Here is a 20,898-nt window from a genome sequence, read left to right on the forward strand (position 1 = left end):
GCCGGCACAAAAAAGGCCGCGTGTTATATCGCAAGGTCGCAATCTCGGCAACAATGGGTCACGATTTTCGCCTGCCCCCGACAAAATGCTTCAAGCTCTGTTATTGGCTGCCCTGCGCGGCTACAAGCGCTTCATCAGCCCAATGCTTGGCCAGCGCTGCCGGTTCTATCCGAGCTGTTCGGTGTATGCGATGGGCGCCATCCGCGACTTCGGCGCCCTGCGCGGTTCCGTCGCCGCCGGGGCGCGCCTCTGTCGGTGCCAGCCGTTGTGCGATGGCGGGCTTGATCCGGTGCCAGAACATTTCGCCGACTGCTTCTGGTGGGGCCAAAACCCGAACCCGCAGACTCCTGCGACTGACGATTCATCGCCAGAAGCCCCACCGCACCAGACCTGAGCACGCGCCAAATTCGGCACAATGCGCCTCAACGCACCGCTACCGCCACCGCATCGTGGGCATGCAGGCTCTCGAAGTGCGCCACGTCCACCTCAAAATCAGCCAACGATGGCACGCCGCGCAACACCGTGGCCACCCGTCTCGCGGCGTCTTCACAGAACATCAGATTTTCGGCGTTCAGGCGCGCAAACGTCTGCTCGTCAATGCGTTTGACCGCGGTTTGCACGGGCGTGGCCAGGGCCTGCTCGACTTGATCGATCAGCGCCAGCACGGGCCAGTTGGCGACGTCCGGCTGCCAACTGAGGTTGAGCACCGCCTGACTGCGCTGCGCATGCGGCGTGGCCGCAAGGCCAGACTCCTGTTCCAGCCATTCCGCGACGGCGCTGACGGGTACCTGCGACGACTGGCCGAAGTGGTGCTCGAAGTGCTCACGCTGAATCTGGCGCGACAACGCGGCCGACATCGGGCACGTGCTGGAGTAGGCAATGCGTAGCTCTTGCTGGACGCGCAAACCATCTGCCCCGAGGCGTGCATCCATGCGCACCGGATAGGCTTTCCAACCAGAGAGTTGGCTCTTCAGCGCCCGGCGCCGGAGCATGAGGTCGAACCGCAGCACGATCCGCGCGGCATCGGCGAGTCCGGCTTGCGATTCGATCAGGCGGCCCAGTAAGTCGCGCAGGCTCTGGCTGCTGACCGGTACTTCGGCAAGCGACTCGAGCAGCAAATACAGCCGGGACATATGAATGCCGCGGGCGTCGGCGTCGGTCAGATTGACGTAAACGTCGACCGATGCGGCTACTCGTTCGGCAGCCGCACCAGAACTTGCGGCAATCAGCAGCGGCGCTCGTACGTTGCGCATGCCAACCCATTGCAGAACGCCGCGCTGCGCCGCTTTGGCCGCGGCAATATCAGGCAGCAATTTCGTTGCGTCAGCCGACGTGGCGTCAGCCGGGTTTGCATCCAGCGACCAGTTTGCTTGGTTGATCTCGTTCATCATGCCAATCCTGAAGCGGCGCGCCAGGCGCGCCAACTGCGCCGAAGCGCCGACAGGCGCCCGGCTTCGAACTCGGGAAATAGGTCTGATCCGAGCCAGTACAAGGTCTCGAGTCCCAGGACCCGCTGACCCCTGCGGCCCTGCCAAGAGGCTTTGGGCTGCGCATTCCAGCGCGGCGCGAGCGCGCGGGCCAGTCCTGATGACAATTCATGATATGGCCGCGGGTCGGCGCCGCCGCCGCTGAGCAGCAGTGCCAACGGTGGCTCAGCCAGCGGCAGCTGTTCCTGTTCGGCCAGCGCGTAGTAGCTCGCAAGCAGCGTCAGACTCAGCAACGCTTCGGTGGGCTCGGGACAGGCCTGCGCGACCGCCTGCGACAGGCGCTCCAGGCGCTGCTGCAGCGTCTCTGGACGGGCCCGCTCCAGGTCGTCATGGAGCAACTCGGGCAGCCGCGCGGTCGCTGCCGGCCAGGTTTGTCCGAGCAAGAGCGGGTGTCTGGCTTGACCACGAGCGGCCGCATCCAGCGCTTCCGTCCAAAATTGCAGTTTCTGGCTCGCTACCCGCCGATCCGACACGCCAAATCTTGCGGCGGCGCATTCCAAGACCAGTAATGCCCAACGCAGGCCGCGCTCGGATTCACCGCCCGATGCAAACAAATGCGCAAGCCGCAAAGCCGGCCAACGTTGTTGCCACGCCTCGGCTATGTCGGCCGCGGCATCGGTCATGGCAAATGGTCGAGTAATTCCAGCGGTGTCTCGATCGTCCAGTCGGCCGCCCAAGCCGCAACCGGGTCGTGGGCTTGAATGTAGCCGTAGGCGGCAGCCATGCTGCGCATGCCGGCGTTTTTTGCGCCATCGATATCGCGCAAATCATCGCCGACCACCAGGCAGGCCGATGCGGTGACGTTGAGCCGCTCGGCTGCCAGCAGGAACGGCGCCGGATCGGGTTTGCGCACTGCCAGGGTATCGCCGCAGACCAACACTGGAAACCGCACATCGAGCCCCAACTCGGCGATCAGCGGTTCCGCCAACCAGGTGGGCTTGTTAGTCACAATGGCCATCTTGATGCCGCGCGCCGCCAATTGCTCGACTACTTCGTCCATCCCAGCGAAGTAATCGGTCTGATCGGCGATGCGGGCCCGATAGTGCCCGAGGTAGACGGGAATCCGCGCCTCCAATTCAGCCTCGCTGATGCCCGGAAACGCCGCCTGCACCATATAGCGGGCACCGCGAGACACCACGGGGCGGAGATCATCAAAGTCCATCTCCGGCAGACCAAATTCGGCGCGGGTGGCATTGGCAGCAGCCAGGAAATCTGGTGCCGTGTCGAGTAGCGTGCCGTCCAGATCGAACAGCACCGCTTCAATGGCTTGGGTCATGAGTGTTTGCGGGCGTGCATCAGATAATTGACCGACACGTCCTGATTGCGCCAGGCACGACGCCGGATTGGGTCGTAGTGCAGCCCAGACAGGGCTTGCAAGTCAAAGCCAGCCTGGCGCAAACCGCGCGCCAGTTCGTGTGGCTTGATGAATTGTGCGTATCGGTGTGTGCCACGTGGCAGCAATTTGAGGACTTCCTCAGCACCAACGATCGCGAACAGGAAACTCTTCAGACCACGATGAATGGTCGACAGGAACAAGTCACCTTCCGGCTTCAGAAGCGCCTGACAATCGGCGAGAATCGCAGCCGGATCAGGCACGTGCTCCAACATTTCCATACAGACGATCGCGTCAAAGGAACCAGGTTCAGCCGTTGCGAGTTCGGCGCTGCCGACATGCCGATAGTCGACTTTCAAACCCGATTCGAGCGCATGCAATTGCGCCACTTGAATCTGCTCGGCGGAGAGATCGATTCCCACCACATCGGCACCAGCCTGGGCCAGCGCCTCGGACAGGATGCCACCACCGCAACCCAGGTCCAGCACGCGTTTGCCAGACAGTGGCGCCCGCTCGGACACAAAAGCAAGGCGCTCCGGATTCAGATCATGCAAAGCCCGCGACGGACCATCACGATCCCACCAGCGCGCAGCCTGCTCATCGAACTTCGCAATCTCGGCAGCGTCAACGCTCATCGTGCAGCAATCCTCTGGCCCCAGCGCCGCGCCAGTTCGGCCAGCGCATTGGGATCGAAGTGACAGAGCGCGCCGTCTTGCACGCGCGGTTCGCCCATAACCCAGACATCGCAAACGTCACGACGATTGCTCGCATAAACGAGTTGCGAGATTGCGCTGTAAACCGGCAAGACATCGAAACGACTCAGATCCACCGTGATCAAGTCAGCCGACTTGCCCACCTCGATCGATCCGATTTCGGCGTCCAGTCCCAATGCCCGCGCACCGTTCAACGTGGCCATCTGCAGCGCATACGCCGCGTCGATCGCCGCCGCGTCCTGCGCCACCGCTTTGGCCAGCAGGGCGGCAGTTCGAATCTCGCCAAGCAGGTCGAGATCGTTATTGCTCGCGCAGCCGTCGGTTCCGATTGCAACATTCGCGCCGGCTCGACGCAGGCGTTCGATCGGCGCAAACCCGCTCGCGAGCTTCAGGTTGGACTCGGGGCAATGCGCAATGCTGACGCCCTGCTCGCCGACCAATTGAATTTCGGCATCGCTGAGCTGGGTCATGTGCACCGCAATCAGGTTGCTGTTGACCAGACCGAGCCGCTTTAAGCGCGCCAGCGGGCGCTCGTTGCGCTGGCGCACGGCATCGTCCACTTCAAATGCCGTCTCGTGCACATGTACGTGCACTGGCAGGTCAAGCTGATCGCTCAGCACGCGGATGCGTTCGAAACTCTCGTCCGACACGGTGTACGGCGCGTGCGGCGCGAACGCAAAGCGGATGCCTGGCAAGTCTTTGCATTCACCGTAAACCGACAGCCCCTTGTCGAAATACTCCGCCGGACTCTGGGCCCAGGCGGACGGAAACTCGATGACAATCAAGCCGATCGTTGCCCGCATACCGGCCCGCGCAAACGCCTGCGCCGCGACATCGGGAAAGAAGTACATGTCATTGACCGTGGTCACCCCGCCGCGGAGCATTTCGGCGGCGGCCAGCGTAATGCCGTCTTGAACCAATTCGGGACCCACGAATGCTGCTTCAGTGGGCCAGATGTGCTCTTGCAACCAGCGCATCAACGGCAGATCGTCAGCCAGACCGCGCATGACCGTCATGGCGGCATGGCAATGCAGATTGACGAGACCGGGCAGCAGCGCATGCTGCGGCCGGCTGATCACCGCTGCTGGCCGAAACCGCGCGCGCGCCTCGGCAATGGGCAGGACGGCCATGATTCGGCCGGCCGTGACTGCGACGGCATGATCCGGCAGCACGACGGCATGCGGCACCACTGGCACCACATGCCCGGCCTCGATCAGCAAATCGCAGGGTTCAAGCATCGCTTTACTTCACGCGACCAACGTATTCGCCAGTGCGGGTATCGCACTTGATGACTTCGTTGTTCTGGACGAACAGCGGCACGCGCACGGTTGCACCCGTTTCGAGCTTTGCCGGCTTGCCACCACCACCCGAAGTGTCGCCACGCAGACCCGGATCGGTCTCGACGATCTGCAGTTCGACAAAGGTCGGTGCTGCGACGATCAGCGGGGAGTTGTTCCACAACGTGACGATGCACGTCTCATTGCCCTTCAGCCATTGGGCAGAATCAGCCATGGCGCCCTGATCGGCGGTGAACTGCTCGTGCGAGGTCGGGTCCATGAAGTGCCAGAACTCGCCATCGCTATACAGGTATTCCATGTCGGTATCGACGACGTCGGCTGCTTCCAGGCTGTCGGTGGACTTCATGGTCAGTTCCACCACGCGACCCGACTTGATATTCCGATACTTCACGCGGGTAAACGCCTGGCCCTTGCCGGGCTTGACGTAGGCGGTATCAATGATCACGCACGGCTGATTCTCGACGATGATCTTCTGACCGTTCTTGACGTCATTCATGCCATAGCTGGCCATGTTTTTTGCTCCAAATCGAAATGCCGCAGGAAGCGCGGCTAGAATAGAAAGTCTTTGCTGCCGAGCCGGACGCCCGGCGAGACTTGGAAATGATACCGGGAACTAGCAATTCGAAGAAACCCGAGCCCGCCGACTGGCGTCGGTTGTGGCGCGATGCGGTCACCGACCCGCTGGAACTGCTTGATCTGCTTGGACTTACCGACTTGGCGGCAGACTTGGCAGACGCCGGTCTCGCGGCATTTCCCCTGCGCGTGCCGAGGGGCTATGTGGCCAAAATGCGCCGGGGCGACCGTCACGACCCACTGCTCAGGCAAGTTTTGCCCCTCAATGCCGAGGACCGTCCGGTCCCCGGATTCAACTTGGATGCCGTTGGCGACGCGGCAGCCAAAGCGGGTGACGGCGTCCTGCACAAGTACCAGGGCCGCGCCTTGCTGATCGCCACGGGCAGTTGCGCCATTCATTGCCGGTACTGCTTCCGCCGACATTTTCCGTACGCCGACGAAACGGCCGCCAAGGACCATTGGCGCCCGGCGCTGTCGTATCTGCGGGACCGTACCGATATTGACGAAGTGCTGCTTTCTGGCGGCGATCCGCTGTCATTGTCGAATGCAAAACTGGCGTCGCTCTATGAGGCGCTGGCCGAATTGCCGTCGATCCGGCGCATTCGGATCCACACCCGGCTGCCGATCGTCCTCCCGGAACGGATCGACTCCGGCTTGTTACAGTTGTTTCGAAACAGCCCCAAAACGCAGGTCATGGTGATTCATGCCAATCATGCCCAGGAGCTCGATGCCCCAGTCGGGCAGGCGCTGTCCGATCTGCGGCAAGCCGGCGTCCAGCTGCTCAATCAGAGTGTGTTGCTCCGTGGAGTCAACGATCGGCTGGAATCGTTGTCCGAACTGTCCGAACGACTGATCGAACTCGGCGTGCTGCCTTATTACCTGCATCTGCTGGACCGGGTGGCCGGGACCGCCCATTTCGAGGTCGATGCAACGGAGGCTGCCGCACTAGAACGTGGACTCCGAAACAGTCTGCCGGGTTATCTGGTGCCAAAATTCGTGCGCGAGATCGCTGGGGAACCGGCCAAAACGCCCGCCTTTCAGCCTTAGTCGGCCGATGGATACCAGCCTGTTCGGTTGCACCGGGCCTGGCGCAGCCGCCAATCAATCACGCAAGTGATTGATTCATCGGGCGCGTCTTCTGTCCGAAGGCGGATTTGCAGTGAAAAAAGCACCCGGGACACGCGTTTTCCCAGGGCCGGTTGGGGCAACCACCCAATTAAGGCTTGGCAGCGCCCACCGGAATCGATTACAAAGGCAGCCTACGTCCAGGTTGGTGGTATGCAGAAAGAACAAGTCGTTCGTCTCCTGATGGTGGAAGACTCCATGGAGACTGCGGAACAACTCGTAAGCATGCTCCGGAACGGGGGCATTCCGGTGCGCCCGAGCCGCGCCGAAAGTTTGCCGCAACTGACCCAGATGATCACCGACACACCGCCGGATCTGGTGCTATGCAGCTCTGCCAACCGTCGCCCGACGCTGACCGAAACAGTCGAAGCGGTGGTGCGCTCCGGCAAAGATATTGCCGTCATTGCGCTGCTCGCCGAGGTCAACGAAGAAACCATGATGAATGTGTTCCAGACAGGCGCACGCGCCGCGGCCATTCGCAGCCGCCCGGAACATGTACAACGAATCGTCAAACGTGAATTTGAAGATGTCAGCATGCGCCGCGCCGTGCGCAAGCTCGAAATTGCCTTGAGAGAAGTCGAAAAGCGATGTGACGCCCTGCTCGACTCGTCCAGCGAGCCGATCGCCTTCATTCACGAAGGCATGCATGTGCGGGCAAACCGGGCCTATCTCGAGATGTTCGGCTACGAGTCCTTCGAAGAGATTGAAGGCAACCCCATGCTGGACATGATCGGCGGGGGTCACGCCGACAGCTTCAAAACGCTGCTGAAGCGGCTGTCCAAGGGCGAAGACCCGCCCGATCGCCTCGAAATCAAGGCGCAAAAACTGGACGGTAGCGAGTTCGACGCCGTCATGGTGTTCGACAAGGCCACCTTCGAAGGGGAGCCCTGCCTCCAGATTACGTTCCGCCAGAACGAAGGCAGCGCCGAACAGGCGGCAGAACTTGCTCGCCTGAAACAGATCGATATGGCGACTGGCATGCTGAACCGCGCGCACTTTCTCATCGAGATCGACCGCATCGCGGCCGAGGCCGCCTCGGGCAAGAGCGATCTTGCGCTCGTCCTGGTCGAACCAGACGGTTACAAGAAGGTGCTGGAGACCGTCGGCGTGGCGAACGCCGATTTGCTGCTCGCCGACGTGGCAAAAGTGATTCAGCAGGCACTTGGCAACAAGGCCATCATTGGCCGCATTGGCGAACATACCTTCGCGGCGATTCTGTCGCGAGTCAGCCATGATCAAGCGGAAGCGGCATTCAAGAAGCTCTTGAGCGCCTTTGTTGAGCATGTGTTCGAGTTGAATCAACGCTCAATCAATGTGCTCGTCAGCGCGGGCGGCTTGCTGATTGGCGAGAAGATTGCCAAACCCGAGTCCATCATGGCCGAAGCCGCGTCGGCGCTGCGAACGGCGCAGGCCGAAGGTGGGAATCGGTTGACGGTGCACGATCCGGCTGCGCAGGAGAAGGCCGATGCCGAAAAGCATCGCGCCTGGCTGAACCTGGTCAAAGATGCGCTGGCTCACGACGGCTTTGTGCTGTTCTATCAGCCCGTCATTTCGCTGCAAGGCGAAGATGGCGAGTTCTACGAAATCCTGATTCGTCTGCATGGTCCGAAGGGCGAGATCATGCCGAATTTCTTCCTGCCGATTGCCGACCGCCATGGCCTGATGCCTGCCATCGACCGCTGGGTGATCAGCAAGGCCATCAGGGTTGCGATGGAGCGTGAGCGCGAAAAACGCCGCAGCACGTTTTTCATCAAAATCACGCCAAAATCGATCGAAGACCCCAAGTTGATCCCGTGGATCGGCGCCCAACTGGCGCAAGCGCGCCTGCGCGCGCAATCACTGGTTTTCGAGATGCCCGAAAGCAAGATCGGCGCGTCGATTTCATCCGTACGCGAATTCCGCAAGGGCCTGCAACAACTGAATTGCGCGTTTGCAATCGAGCAGTACGGCAGCGGTTTGAACTCCCAGCAAACGCTGAAGCTGGTCGACCCCGATTACATCAAGATCGACCGCACGTACATGGCAGAATTGCCACGCAACAAGGACAATCAGGCCAAGATTCGCGAAATCTGTGACATGGCCCGTAGCATCGACAAAGTTACGATTGCCGAGTTCGTCGAAGACGCAGCCAGCATGTCGATCCTGTTCTCGTGTGGCGTCAATTTCGTGCAGGGCAACTTCCTGCAGGAACCCGAAAAGGTCATGGCATACGATTTCGGTTGAGCCTCGCTCAATCGATTTTGTCGGAGCGGCTGCAGCCGCGAACCAATCTCGCCGCAAGTTTGTTCGGGCCTGAAGGTCATGCGGTTTTTGTGGGAGCGGCTTCAGCCGCGAACCAATCTCGCCGCAAGATCGGTTCGGACCCGAAGCCCCTCCTACAAAACAATGCGAATGGCGCTCGCCGCCAGCCCAGGCGACAGCGCCGGGGTACTCGAAGCAAACCAACTCCCTACTCCACCGGCACAAACCGGATCGCCTGCCCGCCGCCCGCCGCTAGCCGAATACTGATCACGGTATCGGCGGTGACCTCGCGTTGCTCCGTGCGAAAGTCGAACCGATTGTCGAGGTAATGCGCCTTGGCGCCATCGGCATAGATTTCGGCGCGATATTTTTGCCCGGCGCTGAGAAAGGACAACGGCACGTTCAACACCCGCCCCTGCTCGTCCGTCAATGCGCCTAAGAACCACTGCTCGCTGTGGCGGTCCTTGCGCGCAATGGTCACGTAGTCGCCCACTTCGCCGTTCAGCACTCGGGTCTCCTGCCAGTCCACCGCCACATCCTTGATGAACTGAAACGCATCGGGACGCGCCGCATAGTGCTCGGGCAGATCAGCGGCCATCTGAATCGGACTGTAAATCACGACGTAGTAAGCCAATTGGCGGGCGAGCGTCGACGGAATCGGGCTTGCCCGACCTTGCAGCGACACGATCCCAGGCGTGTAGTCCATCGGCCCAGACAACATCCGGGTGAACACCAAATTGACCTCGTGCTCGGGCGGGTTCTGCGGATTCCCCCAGGCTGCGTATTCCATGCCGCGCGCCCCTTCGCGGGCAACCCAATTCGGGTAAGTGCGCCGCAAGCCCGTATCCTTGATTGGCTCATGCGGGTTGATCGCAATCTTGCGCTTTGCTGCTTCTTGAACGACTCGCAGATGATGATTCGACATCCACTGACCATCATGCCATTCGCGCATGACTGGGCCGCCCGAGCGATCAAAGCGCTCGATTTGACCCGCATCGGCGACATAGCCGGTCTTGATGACATCAACGCCAAGCCTGGCATACAGATCGAGCGCCGGTTTCAATTGCTGCTCATAGTGCGACACGGCGCCACCGGTTTCATGATGGCCAATCAGATGCACCCCTTTTGATTTGGCGTACGCGGCCAAGTCTTCCAAGTCGAAGTCTTCGGTCGGCTGAGTGAAATTGAAGTCGTTTCCATCACCAAACCAATTGCCATCCCAGCCCGTGTTCCAGCCTTCCACCAGCACGCCGCGGAATCCATTCGCCGCGGCAAAGTCAATGTAGCGTCTGGTCTCCGCCGTTGTCGCCCCATGCTTGGGCCCGCGTGCCCACGACGCATGTTCCAAATGCATCGTCCACCAAACGCCCACGTACTTCGCCGGCTGGAACCATGACACGTCACCCAGCTTGTTTGGTTCATTCAAGTTGAGGATCAGATTTGATTCGACCAGCCCACCAGCCTGATCGGCAATCGTCACAGTGCGCCACGGCGTGTTGAAAGGGGTCTGCCGGCGCACCTTCCAACCTTCCGAAGCGGGCGCCAGTTGCGCCTTGAAGCGCTGCCCTTCGACCCGCCGCAGCCACATCGACGCGTAGTCAACGAGCGCCGCTTCATGAAACGACAGGTGCAGGCCTTGATCGGTGCGCACGGTCATCGGCGTGTGCGCCTGCCCGACTTCCGTCAACGGCGTCGTGTTGTACAGATACTCATAGCGATTCCACTCGCCAGCGGGAATCCACCATGCCGTCGCCTTTGGAATCAGATGAAACTCGGTGAGTTCATCGTCAATGATCAACTCACTCATGTTCCGCTGCTTCGGAAACTCGTAGCGAAATCCGAAGCCATCGTCATACACCCGAAACACCACATCGAACACACGCTTGGCCTTCAGCGTCTCAGCGAAATGCACGCGTAGTTCCTGAAACCGGTTAACCACCAAGCGTGACTCACCCCAAGGTTGCTCCCACGTTTCATCGACGTGCCGCGTATCGGTTCCGGTCACGACCAGGTTCCGCTCCAACTTCTCAACACCCCTAAGCAAAAAACCCAATCGGGACGGCGCAAACAACGGCTGCCCGAAGCGTCGCACGGAATAGTTCGCGCGCCCCTCATCGAGCCCGACTTCCAGGCGCAGAACCTCGCCGGGCGAATCGATCACGGCAACCGGTTCGGCACGTTTTGGGGGCTCGGCGGCCTGAAGCGACGTGCCGGACCAGGACATCAGAGCGAGAACAAGCAGCGCGGCGATTTGGTTGGTCATGAGTTACTCCAGAACGAATACGGCGGCCGTTCGAGCCGGAATCGTGAAACGGCCAGTAGCACGGTCAAAGCGGGAATCCTTCCGTAGCCGCGCATCAGCGGATCGAGGGGAGCGCTGCACGGGATGCAACACCCAGTCCTGATCCGCGGCGTCGGCAATCGTGATCGAAACCGGATTCTTGTCGACATTGATCAGATACGTGAGCGCTTGAAATCGCTCGCCGACCAACCCGCGGCCATCGAGACGACCAACGAGCAATGTCGGAATCTGACTCGGCCCGGTGTTGGCAAATCGCAATCGCGAATGGATCGCTGCTGCTGTGGGCAGCCGCAGCAACTGCGTGCTGGCGCGGATTCGCAACAAGTCCAGAAACATCGCTCGCGCAAAACGGATCTGCGCGGGTTCTGGCTTGATTCCCGGATTGTTCAGATAGGGCCGCATCAAGCCCCAGGTTGCCCCATTGTCCTGCTGTGGCGGCAGCCCGGTGGCGAAGTAGTTGTCGGTAGCGCTGAAATCCAGACGATTGAACCAGTCGCCCGAGTCGTAGCTGTTCCGATCCAGCGACTTGCTCCGCAGCAGCTCAACGCCGGCATGGAAATACGCTGTGCCCTGACTGAACATGTTGATGGCCACGGCCAGCATTTGCGCGCGCGCGCGATCGTCCTTGCTCGTGGCCGTCGGCAGCTTGAACACATTGATGTCGAACAGCGTCTGATTGTCGTGATTCTCGACGTAATTGACGACCTCGCTTGGCTCCAGCACGTAGCCGGCAGGCTGGCTGCCACCGTACTGAATCTGCTCCAGACGCTTCGTTTGCCCGAGGTAGTCCTGGAATTCGTAACTGCGAATCGAGCCGGCCAGCCCGACACGCACCAGGTCGGCCGTCCGCATCAAGTCCTGCGTGTTGCCGCTGCCTTGCGCGTTTCGATCGTACAGGAGACCGTTGATGTAACCCTGCGCCGAAATCAGCCGCTGATCATTGTCACCCGGACCGCCGCCGCGCACGGCGTCACGCGCGCGATCAGAAAACGTGCCGATGCCCGTGCCATTCAATGACAGCTGCGAGGCCTGCACAAAGCGCGATCCGTTGGCGATTTCACCGAAGTTCCAGCCTTCGCCCAATAGCGGCACCGACCGATCACGGGCCGCATCGACTGCGGCTTGCAAACGCAGCATGGCATCGCGCGGTTGATGGCCCATCAGATCGAACCGAAACGACTCGATCCCGAACTCGCGCACCCAGGTCACGGTCGAGTCGATCATCAGCTTGGCCATCATCAGGTGCTCGGTCGCGGTGTTCTGACAACAGGTCGACGTCTCCGCCCCGCCTTGCGCGTTCAGGCGCTGGTAGTAGCCCGGAACGATCCGATCGAGCACCGACTTGGCGTCTTGCCCGGCGGCACTGGTGTGGTTGTAGACCACATCCATGCCCACACTGAGCCCGAGTTGATTGAGGCCCTGCACCATGGCCCGGAACTCGCGCACGCGGACTCGGGGGTCTTCGGGATCGGTCGCGTAGCTGCCTTCCGGAGCCGTAAAATGAAACGGGTCATAACCCCAATTGAAGCAATCGTTGGATTTTTGATTCTGAATGATGGCTTGTGGGTTGCCACTGTCGCCGCTGCCGGTGATGACCGGCTCGGCACAATTCAGTTCCGGAACCGTCGCCAGATCAAATACCGGCAGAAGATGCACGTCGGTCAGTCCCGCATCTGCCAATGCCTGCAGGTGATGCATCCCCTGGCTGTCGGTATCCGTGAACGCCAAATACTTGCCACGATGATCGGCCGGCACGCTCGGATCATTGGCCGAAAAATCGCGCACATGCAGCTCGTAAATCACCATATCGGTCGCACGGGCGCGTCGCAGCCGCTTGGCGCGCTGCCCCCAATGCAAGGGCATCGTATCGGCGCGTTTGAGGTCCAAGATCCCGCTGCGCTTGGAGTTGGCGGTCAACGACACCGAGTACGGATCCGTGACGCGATTGCGGACGAGCCCGGTGCCGCGGACATAGACATCGACCAGATACGTAAACACCTGACCGTGCAGATCCCGATTCAAATCGACAGACCACACGCCGGTCGCGGTATCTGGCTGCAGGTCTATCAGTTCGGTCGCCGTCGCTCGCGCATCGGGGTACAGGCAGACCGCGACAGCCTGAGCAGTCGGCGCCCACAGCCTGAAACGCGTCTGGGCAGCGCCGACCGACGTCCCGAGCGCCGCATCGGCAGCCGCGGCGAACCGTGCATCCAGGTAGCCCGGCCATTGCAAATGCGTTGCCCGAATAACGCGACGATTGGCGTCTTCCTGAACCAGGATCCACTGCGCTGAGAGCTGCGACGCCATCGTCTGCCGATCGCTTTCAGCAAGTTGCAACTGCACGCCCGAGCCCAGGTACGCATACCGCGCGGCAAGATCCGTCGGCAGCGCTTCGGCGCTGACAGTCAGCGGGAGTTGCCACGCCGCCCCGACGACAACATTGCCGGCACTGGCCTGCACTGCTGCTCGCGCGCTGCCGTAAAGCCGATACTGATTCGCGCCGGACAGTCCCGGCCAACGCAGTAACCGGTCATTGAGCCACACGGCGCTGGCATCGGTTGCGGTACCTGGGGCACTGGCACTCAAGGTCGTCGCGTGGCTCGCCTGATCACAGTCCCCTAACGACGCCGCGCGTGCCGTAGCGAACCCCGCCATCAACACGCACAGCGCAAACAGCCACAGCCGTGTCTGCAGTCGCAGCGGTCGGTGGCGCGCTGCATTCGTATGCATGCACTTTCTGCCGACAGCGGGATACGATCGGTGCTTCTGCATTGCCATTCTTGCCTGCCATGTCTGAGTCAGCCATCCAACGGGTCGTCATCGTCGGCGGTGGAACTGCCGGTTGGATGACCGCCGCCACCTTGTCCAAACTGTTTCCGCGCGGTCTCGAACTGATCCTGATCGAGTCCGACGAAATCGGCACCGTTGGCGTAGGGGAGGCAACCATCCCACAGATTCGGCTGTTCAATGCCACGCTCGGGCTCGATGAAAACGATTTCATTCGGAAGACCCAGGGCAGCTTCAAGCTCGGTATCGAGTTTGTCGATTGGACCCGTCTCGGTCACCGCTACATGCACGCGTTTGGCCCAGTTGGCGGGCGCGATCTGGGACTCGTGCAGTTCTATCAGTACTGGCTGAAACTCAAGCAGCAAGGCAAGGCCGGCGAACTGGGCGACTACACGTTCAACACGGTCGCCTCGCGGCTGAACCGTTTCATGCGCCCCATCAACAAGCCCAATTCGCCGCTGTCGCAGATCTATTACGCATTCCATTTCGACGCGAGTCTTTATGCACGGTATCTGCGCGGTCTATCCGAGGCGCGCGGCGTGCAGCGGCTGGAGGGCAAGATCACCGATACGGTGCTGCGACCTGACGATGGTTTTATTCAAAGCGTCCGACTCAATGATGGCCGGGAAGTCACCGGCGACCTGTTTATCGATTGCTCCGGCTTTCGCGGCCTGTTAATCGAACAGGCGCTGAAAACAGGCTATGACGACTGGAGCGATTGGCTGCCCTGTAACCGCGCGCTGGCCGTACCTTGCAGTTCGGTCTCGCCATTTACGCCCTACACCCGCTCGACCGCCCGCACGGCAGGCTGGCAGTGGCGCATACCGCTGCAACATCGAATCGGGAATGGCTACGTCTACTGCAGCGATTACATCAGCGATGACGAAGCGACCGCGACGCTGCTGGCCAATCTCGATGGCAAAGCGTTGGCCGAACCGCGACCGCTCCGATTTGTCACCGGCATGCGTAAGCGCTTCTGGAACAAGAACTGTGTCGCGATCGGTTTGTCGAGTGGATTCCTGGAACCGCTCGAATCAACGAGCATCCACTTCATTCAGTCGAGCATCGCCAAACTCGTCGCGTTTTTTCCGACCCGCGCTTTCTCGGAAGTCGATATCGCCGAATACAACCGGCAAGTGCAATTCGAATTCGAACGGGCACGCGACTTCATTCTGCTGCACTACAAAGCCAATGAGCGCGATGACAGCCCGTTTTGGATCCGCTGTCGCGAACACGGCGTTCCCGACACACTGGCGCACAAAATCGATCTCTTCAAATCGCATGGCCGCATTTTCCGCGACCAGGAGGAACTGTTCACCGAAGTCAGCTGGATTCAGGTCTTGCTCGGCCAAAACGTCATCCCCAAGGGCTGGCATCCGATGGTCGACCTGCTCGACCAGCGCGAGCTTGAGCAATTCGTTGGCGGCATTCAGGGCGTGATGCAACGCGCGGCAGAGGTCATGCCCGACCATGCAGCCTTCATCCAGCAGCACTGCCGGGCGCCGGATTTATAGGGAGGGTCTGAATAAGTCCATCCTGGACTTTCAGACCCGCATTGAGTCCGGCACGTGTCCGGACTCAATGCCCAGAATCAAGCACTTGCGCGCTTGATTCTGGGCGGGCCATCCATGGCCCGCGTCGCCTCTGAACTTGTTCAGAGGCTCCATAGTTGCGGCGATTCAACCGGCACACCCGCATTGGCAGCACGCCGCCGGAATAATTGCGACGATACCGATACCGCCGTCACGTGAGCCAGCCCACGCGCTCGACAAACCACAGGCTGCCCGCGAGCACCAGCAGCCCATTCGCAATCGCCATGCTGTGCCCAACCCGCCACGGCAACGTCGGCGCATCGCCTTGCAGTCGCTGATCGACCCGACGCAATAGCGCGAGCAACGGCAGCAGAACGGCGACGAGGCCAAGCTGTCCGGTCTCGATCCCCAGATTGAAGTTGAGCAGGCTGAGCAACAGTGTCTGGCCACTGGCCTGAATCGCGCCGAGCGCACCAGCAAAGCCGAAGCCATGAATCAGCCCAAACGGAAGACAAAGCCACCAGCGATTCCCCGCCTGCTTGCTGATCAGATTATCGAGCGCCACATACACCACGCTCAACGCGATCAACGGCTCGACGACGGCCGGACTCATGCTGATCCCGGCAAGCAACGCCAACGCCAGACTGATGCTGTGCCCGACCGTGAACGCCGTGATCATCAGCAGCATCCGCCGCCACGTCAGCGGCAGCAACACCAGCCCCAGCAGAAACGCCATGTGATCGAGGCCGGTCAGAATGTGCTCGATGCCGGACGTATACAAGGCCAGTACGCCGGGCGCGGCAGCAGCAGCTGGGTCCAGATTCAGCGTGCTATTGGCTTCTGATAACGCTTGCAGGCGCGGTGGCGTGCCGATCTCGGCGAGATGCCGATGCCCGACTCGAAGCTTGGCCAAAAACGGCAAGGTCAGGCTTGCGGGCAGCGCTGGGGTACATTGCGCCTGGAAGCGAATCGCCACACCGTCGAACTCGACGCGCTCGATGCTCGGCGCACTGGTCGTGCAATGCGCTGACTGCCACGCCGCGGGCATGTCCAGTGCGCTCCAAATCTGTGCCGCCCCCGCGCGCACCTCCAACAAGTCGAGATCACCATTGTTGGGACTCGCTGAACCTTGATCCAGCTCCGGGAGCATTGCCGCGAGTTCGCGGCTGGAAAACATCCAGACCACATCCAGTTGCTCGCCGTTCGGCTGATACGAGCCCTTGGAGACACCCGGCTCATGGGCCACAGCTGACGCACTGTAGAGGGCCATCACAAACAGCAGCAGCGCGAGTCGCATCATGGGCTCCGAGCAGTTGGGGGTATTGTGTGATCAGACGAAGACAGAAGCACTTGGATCGCCGCAACATTGGCCATCGCAAGTTGCGCATCCTCCGGGCGATTCAGACGCGTCAGAATCTCGGCGCGCAACGACAGCCACGTGGGCTCGGGCGTACCAAATCGCAGTGCCTGTTCAATCGCAGGCAGCGCAGCATCGGCCCGGCCCAATTGCATGAGCGCGTTGGCCTCGGCAGCGTCCAGTTCCAATCCGTGACGGCTGCGGCGTTCCGCCTGAATCAACGCGAGCGCACGCTCTGGGGCCGTTTGACGCGCGAGCAAGTCCAGGGCATAGGCGAAGCCCTCACCCCGGCGCCCGAGTTGATCGATTCGCGCATTCAGCGCCTGCATCTCGGCATCGCGCTGTTCCAAGCGGGCCAGATCGCGCTTCAGCGCCAGAACCGGAATATCGACAAACCCTTGTTCGAGCCGACGCAGCGCATCGTGTGCTGCGGCGGCATCGTTCGCGGCGAGTGCCGTGCGGCCGACCCACAACAGACTGTCGCGATGATCCGGCAGGTCGCGAAGGCCTGCCTGAACCAGCGCCCTGGCGCCTGCCTGATCGCCTTGCATCTGCACGAGCTTGGCCAATTCCAAAAAGCGCTGCGCATTGACTTCTGGATGGACCGGATTGCGGTTTTGCAACAGGTCCAGGTACATCGCTTTCGCGCCTTCGATTTCGCCATGTAACCAGCGCAAATGCGCGACGCGCGCATACGCATTCTGGTCGGGCCGAGCGCGCATGGCTTGATTCGCGAGCTCGGTTGCTTCGGTCACCCTGCCCAACTCAAGCAACGCGTCGCTGACCAGCAGCATTGCCAGTGGCGGTGCCTCGCCCGTCGCCAGCCACGATTCGCCATAAGCCTGCGCACGCGCAAACTCATGGCGACTCATCATCACTTGCATGCGCAGGAGATTGACGTTTGCATCAGCGCTCAACGCTGGCGCTGATTCGCCACCTGCCTCGTTGAGATCGGCGCAGGCCGCCGCGGCAATCAGAAAGCCCGGATCACCGGTTTGCCTGGCTTGGTCGAGCCACCGAAATCCCTGGCGGTAGCGGCCACCATCAGACCTGGCCGCCGATGGCGCGGTCACCCCTTGAAAGCACCAATCCGCCGCAACGCCCGCAGATCCGCCGCCAGACTGATGCTGTGGCGCGCACGCGGCCAACGCGGCCAGCGCCGCAATCGCGCCGAGCCCAATCGCCAAGTTGCCACACCAATTTCGCACGTTAGCCACCCAAGTTTGCGCGCTGCCAGTGACACACAGCATGCGCCCGCGAACATCGCGGGCGCACCTTTCGGCTGAGTCTGATCTGACGCCAGCTTGCATCTTACTGCAAGCGATTGGTTCCGCCATGGCCGCCATTCAGACCCTCATGTGGTGCCGGCACAAACGGAAACTCGGTCAGGTAGTTCTTGTCGTTGCCGTCCACGCCGTCGCCTGCGCCAGCTGCCGGATTGCCGGCGACAATCAGACTGATCAGCGCGTCACTGACATCGACTTGCTCCCGATTCGGGGCGCTACCGCCCTCCAACCTGCGACCGTTCGGAAACTGCGAATCGAGCGCCACATCGAGCGTCAGCACGTCCCCGGTGGACCCATCCCGCACGGGAATCGGTCGCCCCAGATTGATCGCGTTGATGATGTCGAGCCGCGGCCCTTTAAGCCCCGCGGCACCAGGATCGATGCCGAGCGCCGCGTAGATACCGAGCAACTCCGCGTCACGGACCAGCACCGGATAGAGGATGTCTGCACCAAAATTGGTGACGTCCGTGGCCGGCGTGGTGCGCAGATACTTGGTTTGCCGTTGCGTGCCAACGAGGCCAGCGTTGAAGAGCGGTATGGCCTGGCGGCCGACCTGCGACCATGGCCCGGCATACAGAAAGCCCGCTGGGTTGTCGAATGGATCAACCACTTCCAACGCGCGACGATTCACCTGAAACCACACGCGCAACAGACTGTCGGTGCTGTCAGCGCGCAGTTCGCCATTGTGCGGGATGCCGTTCGGGAACAGTTCCGTGATCGGCAATTCCAGCGCAATCGTGAACAGGTTGAAGCCCGTGAATACGTCTTCGCAATCGGTATCACGTGCGCCGGGCAGGTTGAACAGCCCCTTCTGGCACAGGTTCACCAAGTCGAAAATGCCCTTCTCATCCAAGTAGAACGGATCGTCGCGCTGCCCGGCAAACGCGCGTCCGCCGCCACGCAGGGCATGCACATAATTCGCCTGGATGAAGGCGTCATTGAACAAGCCCACTTCGCGGCTCGTGTTGTTGCCGGACTCATAACCCTGAAACGGCCCCAGCCCATTGACCAACCGATCCGTTTGCGGCCCATGGTTGTTTGGCGCGACGTCCAATGCGGTACCAAGCTCTACTGGCGCACCTTGCGCCGGTACGCGCGTGACCTTGAACGTTTCCGTACCACCCGTGATCTGCCACAGCAATTCGTTGCCACCGAGCGGCGTGTCATTGGGGCCTGCAGGCGCGTCGGTCGGATAACCGAGCGTGAACTCGACGCGATACGTCATCACGTCAGCCAGACTCGCGCCCTTGCCAATGTGAAATTCATAGCGATAGTTGCTGCAGGCGCGCAGCCCCTGATTGCCCTGGCCCGGTTCGTGCAGTGGCAGAAAATTGGCGATCAAGTACAGCTTGTCGTGCTGGCCGGGGCTGACCCAGGCGTAAATATCAGTGGTATCGGCACAGGGCTCATTGAGGACAGCCAGCGCCTCGCGATGGCTGGACGCGACGCATGACTGAGAGAGAGCTCCGCCCAGCGCCAAGGCCAGGGCGGCATACATCATTCGCATTGAAGGTCTCCGGTCGAGCCCACCATGGACTCGTTCCAAAGCACACTACGGGGCGGACCGGCGATCGGATGCAGCAAACATCATCGTTCCTGACGAAAGACAGGTCGCGAAAGATTTTTCCGAATAGGTGGGTCTTAAGCACTGAACAGGTCAGGACGGGATGACCGGGGTGATCGCATGAATGCTTTAAGAACGATAGAGGAACCCGGATTGGTGCGCGCACCGATCCAGAGTCCGGCGCAGCAATTGGTGGCACGCATGGTTCGGCGCGATCAGAGCGCAGTACGCGAGTTGTTTGAGCTCCTCGCCGACAAAGTGCATGCGACGGCGCTCAGAGTGCTCCGCAACGTCGAAGACACTGAAGAGGTGGTTCTCGACGTGTTCATGCAGGCCTTCGAGCAAGCCGGGCAGTATTGCGAGACCCGCGGCTCCGTGGCGGCCTGGCTGTTGGTGATGGCGCATTCGCGTGCGCTCGACCTCTGCCGCCGGCGGGGCGATCTGCAACGTTTCAGTTCTTTGCAACAGGAACTGCATCTGGCCGACGCCTTGGCCTCGGATGCTCCAGAAAGCGCGACCCTGATTGCCGACCGGCAATCAGGCGACCTCGTGCGCGCTGCACTTCGGGCACTGCCCGAAGCGCAGCGTGTGCTGGTCGAGCAGGCCTTCCTCGAAGGTCTGAGCCACCAGGATCTGGCCGACCGGACGGGGCTGCCTTTAGGCACCGTCAAGTCGCAGATCCGGCGTGGCATGATGCGCATGCGCGGATTTCTGGAACAAAAGGATGTTCATCATGGCCACTGACCCAACGGAAGCGATGACCGACGAGAAATTACTCGGTGACGTGCTGGAGCGCCTCCCAAATCCAGCTCTGGACCCAGCTCGTAAAGCCGCGCTCGGCGCCCGTCTGACCGAGCGGCTCGCAGCCAGCAATCGCGCCACGGTGCTCCCCGGCATTGCCGCCATTCGCGCCGACGAGGGCGATTGGCACCGAATTGGCGAGGGCGTCCGGATCAAACCGCTGCGCGCCAATTTGGCCGATGGCACACAGACGAGCTTGTGGCGCATCGATGCCGGTGCCAGGGTACCCAAGCATGCGCATCATCACGAAGAGGAATGTCTGGTGGTATCGGGCCAGATCGTGATGGCCGGCGTTCGCTACCAGACTGGTGACTTTGTGTTGGCGGGTGACGGCAGCGAGCACCCCGAATTTCTTGCTGAGACCGACACGACGCTGTTGATCCGCGGACAATTGGAGGCAGGGCTCAGACCCGTGTTTGCACGCGCGTTGGGCCTCGTCGCCTGACGTCGCCACGAGGTATCGTCAACACTTGGTCCGGCAGGGTGAATCCGGCGCCCG

At 61.1% G+C, this 20,898-nt stretch carries 17 protein-coding genes; 6 read left to right on the top strand and 11 right to left on the bottom strand.

Annotated features, from left to right (window positions below; all coding sequences use genetic code 11):
• Positions 1-85 precede the first annotated feature (85 nt).
• Positions 86-394: a membrane protein insertion efficiency factor YidD gene (gene yidD / locus C7S18_RS13150; RefSeq protein WP_106892004.1), complete on the top strand. Its 309-nt coding sequence runs from the start codon at positions 86-88 to the stop codon at positions 392-394.
• A 28-nt stretch (positions 395-422) separates the two neighbouring features.
• Here yidD and folE2 read toward each other — a convergent pair whose 3' ends face one another.
• Genes folE2 through efp form a run of 6 tightly spaced genes read right to left on the bottom strand, consistent with a single transcriptional unit; the run spans position 423 to position 5,342 of the window.
• A complete protein-coding gene (gene folE2, locus C7S18_RS13155; RefSeq protein WP_240623893.1) occupies positions 423-1,391 on the bottom strand; it encodes a GTP cyclohydrolase FolE2 in 969 nt (322 codons plus the stop codon).
• Entirely contained in the window at positions 1,388-2,110 is a 723-nt protein-coding gene (locus tag C7S18_RS13160) for a hypothetical protein (protein WP_106892006.1), read from the bottom strand. The genes folE2 and C7S18_RS13160 overlap by 4 nt, the downstream gene beginning before the upstream one ends.
• Entirely contained in the window at positions 2,107-2,763 is a 657-nt protein-coding gene (gph, locus tag C7S18_RS13165; RefSeq protein WP_106892007.1) for a phosphoglycolate phosphatase, read from the bottom strand. The genes C7S18_RS13160 and gph overlap by 4 nt, the downstream gene beginning before the upstream one ends.
• The gene (ubiG, locus tag C7S18_RS13170; RefSeq protein ID WP_106892008.1) at positions 2,760-3,455 is read right to left on the bottom strand and encodes a bifunctional 2-polyprenyl-6-hydroxyphenol methylase/3-demethylubiquinol 3-O-methyltransferase UbiG; all 696 of its coding nucleotides are present in this window, start codon (positions 3,453-3,455) and stop codon (positions 2,760-2,762) included. The genes gph and ubiG overlap by 4 nt, the downstream gene beginning before the upstream one ends.
• Positions 3,452-4,771, bottom strand: coding sequence for a TRZ/ATZ family hydrolase (locus C7S18_RS13175; RefSeq protein WP_106892009.1), 1,320 nt, complete (start codon positions 4,769-4,771; stop codon positions 3,452-3,454). The genes ubiG and C7S18_RS13175 overlap by 4 nt, the downstream gene beginning before the upstream one ends.
• A 4-nt stretch (positions 4,772-4,775) precedes the next feature.
• Positions 4,776-5,342 (bottom strand): elongation factor P, encoded by a 567-nt coding sequence (gene efp, locus C7S18_RS13180; RefSeq protein WP_106892010.1) that lies wholly within the window; start codon positions 5,340-5,342, stop codon positions 4,776-4,778.
• An 89-nt stretch (positions 5,343-5,431) separates the two neighbouring features.
• Between efp and epmB the strand changes: the two genes are divergently transcribed.
• Positions 5,432-6,451, top strand: coding sequence for an EF-P beta-lysylation protein EpmB (epmB, locus tag C7S18_RS13185; RefSeq protein ID WP_106892011.1), 1,020 nt, complete (start codon positions 5,432-5,434; stop codon positions 6,449-6,451).
• Positions 6,452-6,682: 231 nt separating this feature from the next.
• Positions 6,683-8,752, top strand: coding sequence for an EAL domain-containing response regulator (locus C7S18_RS13190; RefSeq protein ID WP_106892012.1), 2,070 nt, complete (start codon positions 6,683-6,685; stop codon positions 8,750-8,752).
• A gap of 226 nt (positions 8,753-8,978) precedes the next feature.
• On the opposite strand, the gene C7S18_RS13195 is transcribed toward C7S18_RS13190, so the two are convergent.
• Together C7S18_RS13195 and C7S18_RS13200 are read right to left on the bottom strand one after the other, a co-directional pair.
• Positions 8,979-11,033, bottom strand: a complete 2,055-nt coding sequence (locus tag C7S18_RS13195) for a glycoside hydrolase family 97 protein (RefSeq protein ID WP_106892013.1) — start codon at positions 11,031-11,033, stop codon at positions 8,979-8,981.
• A 3-nt stretch (positions 11,034-11,036) separates the two neighbouring features.
• Positions 11,037-13,802: an alpha-1,6-glucosidase domain-containing protein gene (locus tag C7S18_RS13200; protein WP_206207901.1), complete on the bottom strand. Its 2,766-nt coding sequence runs from the start codon at positions 13,800-13,802 to the stop codon at positions 11,037-11,039.
• A gap of 59 nt (positions 13,803-13,861) precedes the next feature.
• Between C7S18_RS13200 and C7S18_RS13205 the strand changes: the two genes are divergently transcribed.
• Positions 13,862-15,373: a tryptophan halogenase family protein gene (locus tag C7S18_RS13205; protein ID WP_106892014.1), complete on the top strand. Its 1,512-nt coding sequence runs from the start codon at positions 13,862-13,864 to the stop codon at positions 15,371-15,373.
• A gap of 229 nt (positions 15,374-15,602) precedes the next feature.
• Here C7S18_RS13205 and C7S18_RS13210 read toward each other — a convergent pair whose 3' ends face one another.
• The 3 genes from C7S18_RS13210 to C7S18_RS13220 form a co-directional block, all read right to left on the bottom strand.
• Positions 15,603-16,691: a HupE/UreJ family protein gene (locus C7S18_RS13210; protein ID WP_106892015.1), complete on the bottom strand. Its 1,089-nt coding sequence runs from the start codon at positions 16,689-16,691 to the stop codon at positions 15,603-15,605.
• Positions 16,688-17,956 carry a tetratricopeptide repeat protein gene (locus tag C7S18_RS13215; protein ID WP_146151912.1) on the bottom strand — a complete coding sequence of 423 codons (1,269 nt, stop codon included), beginning with the start codon at positions 17,954-17,956 and terminating at the stop codon, positions 16,688-16,690. Before C7S18_RS13215 ends, C7S18_RS13210 begins: the two co-directional genes overlap by 4 nt.
• Positions 17,957-18,059: 103 nt before the next feature.
• Positions 18,060-19,541 (bottom strand): DUF4331 family protein, encoded by a 1,482-nt coding sequence (locus C7S18_RS13220; protein ID WP_106892017.1) that lies wholly within the window; start codon positions 19,539-19,541, stop codon positions 18,060-18,062.
• 177 nt (positions 19,542-19,718) lie between these two features.
• On the opposite strand from C7S18_RS13220, the gene C7S18_RS13225 reads away from it, so the two are divergent.
• Positions 19,719-20,342 (top strand): RNA polymerase sigma factor, encoded by a 624-nt coding sequence (locus C7S18_RS13225; protein WP_106892018.1) that lies wholly within the window; start codon positions 19,719-19,721, stop codon positions 20,340-20,342.
• A complete protein-coding gene (locus C7S18_RS13230) occupies positions 20,332-20,844 on the top strand; it encodes a cupin domain-containing protein (protein ID WP_170113259.1) in 513 nt (170 codons plus the stop codon). Before C7S18_RS13225 ends, C7S18_RS13230 begins: the two co-directional genes overlap by 11 nt.
• Positions 20,845-20,898 lie beyond the last annotated feature (54 nt).

This window comes from Ahniella affigens (genome assembly GCF_003015185.1).
Taxonomy (GTDB): Bacteria; Pseudomonadota; Gammaproteobacteria; order Xanthomonadales; family Ahniellaceae; genus Ahniella; species Ahniella affigens.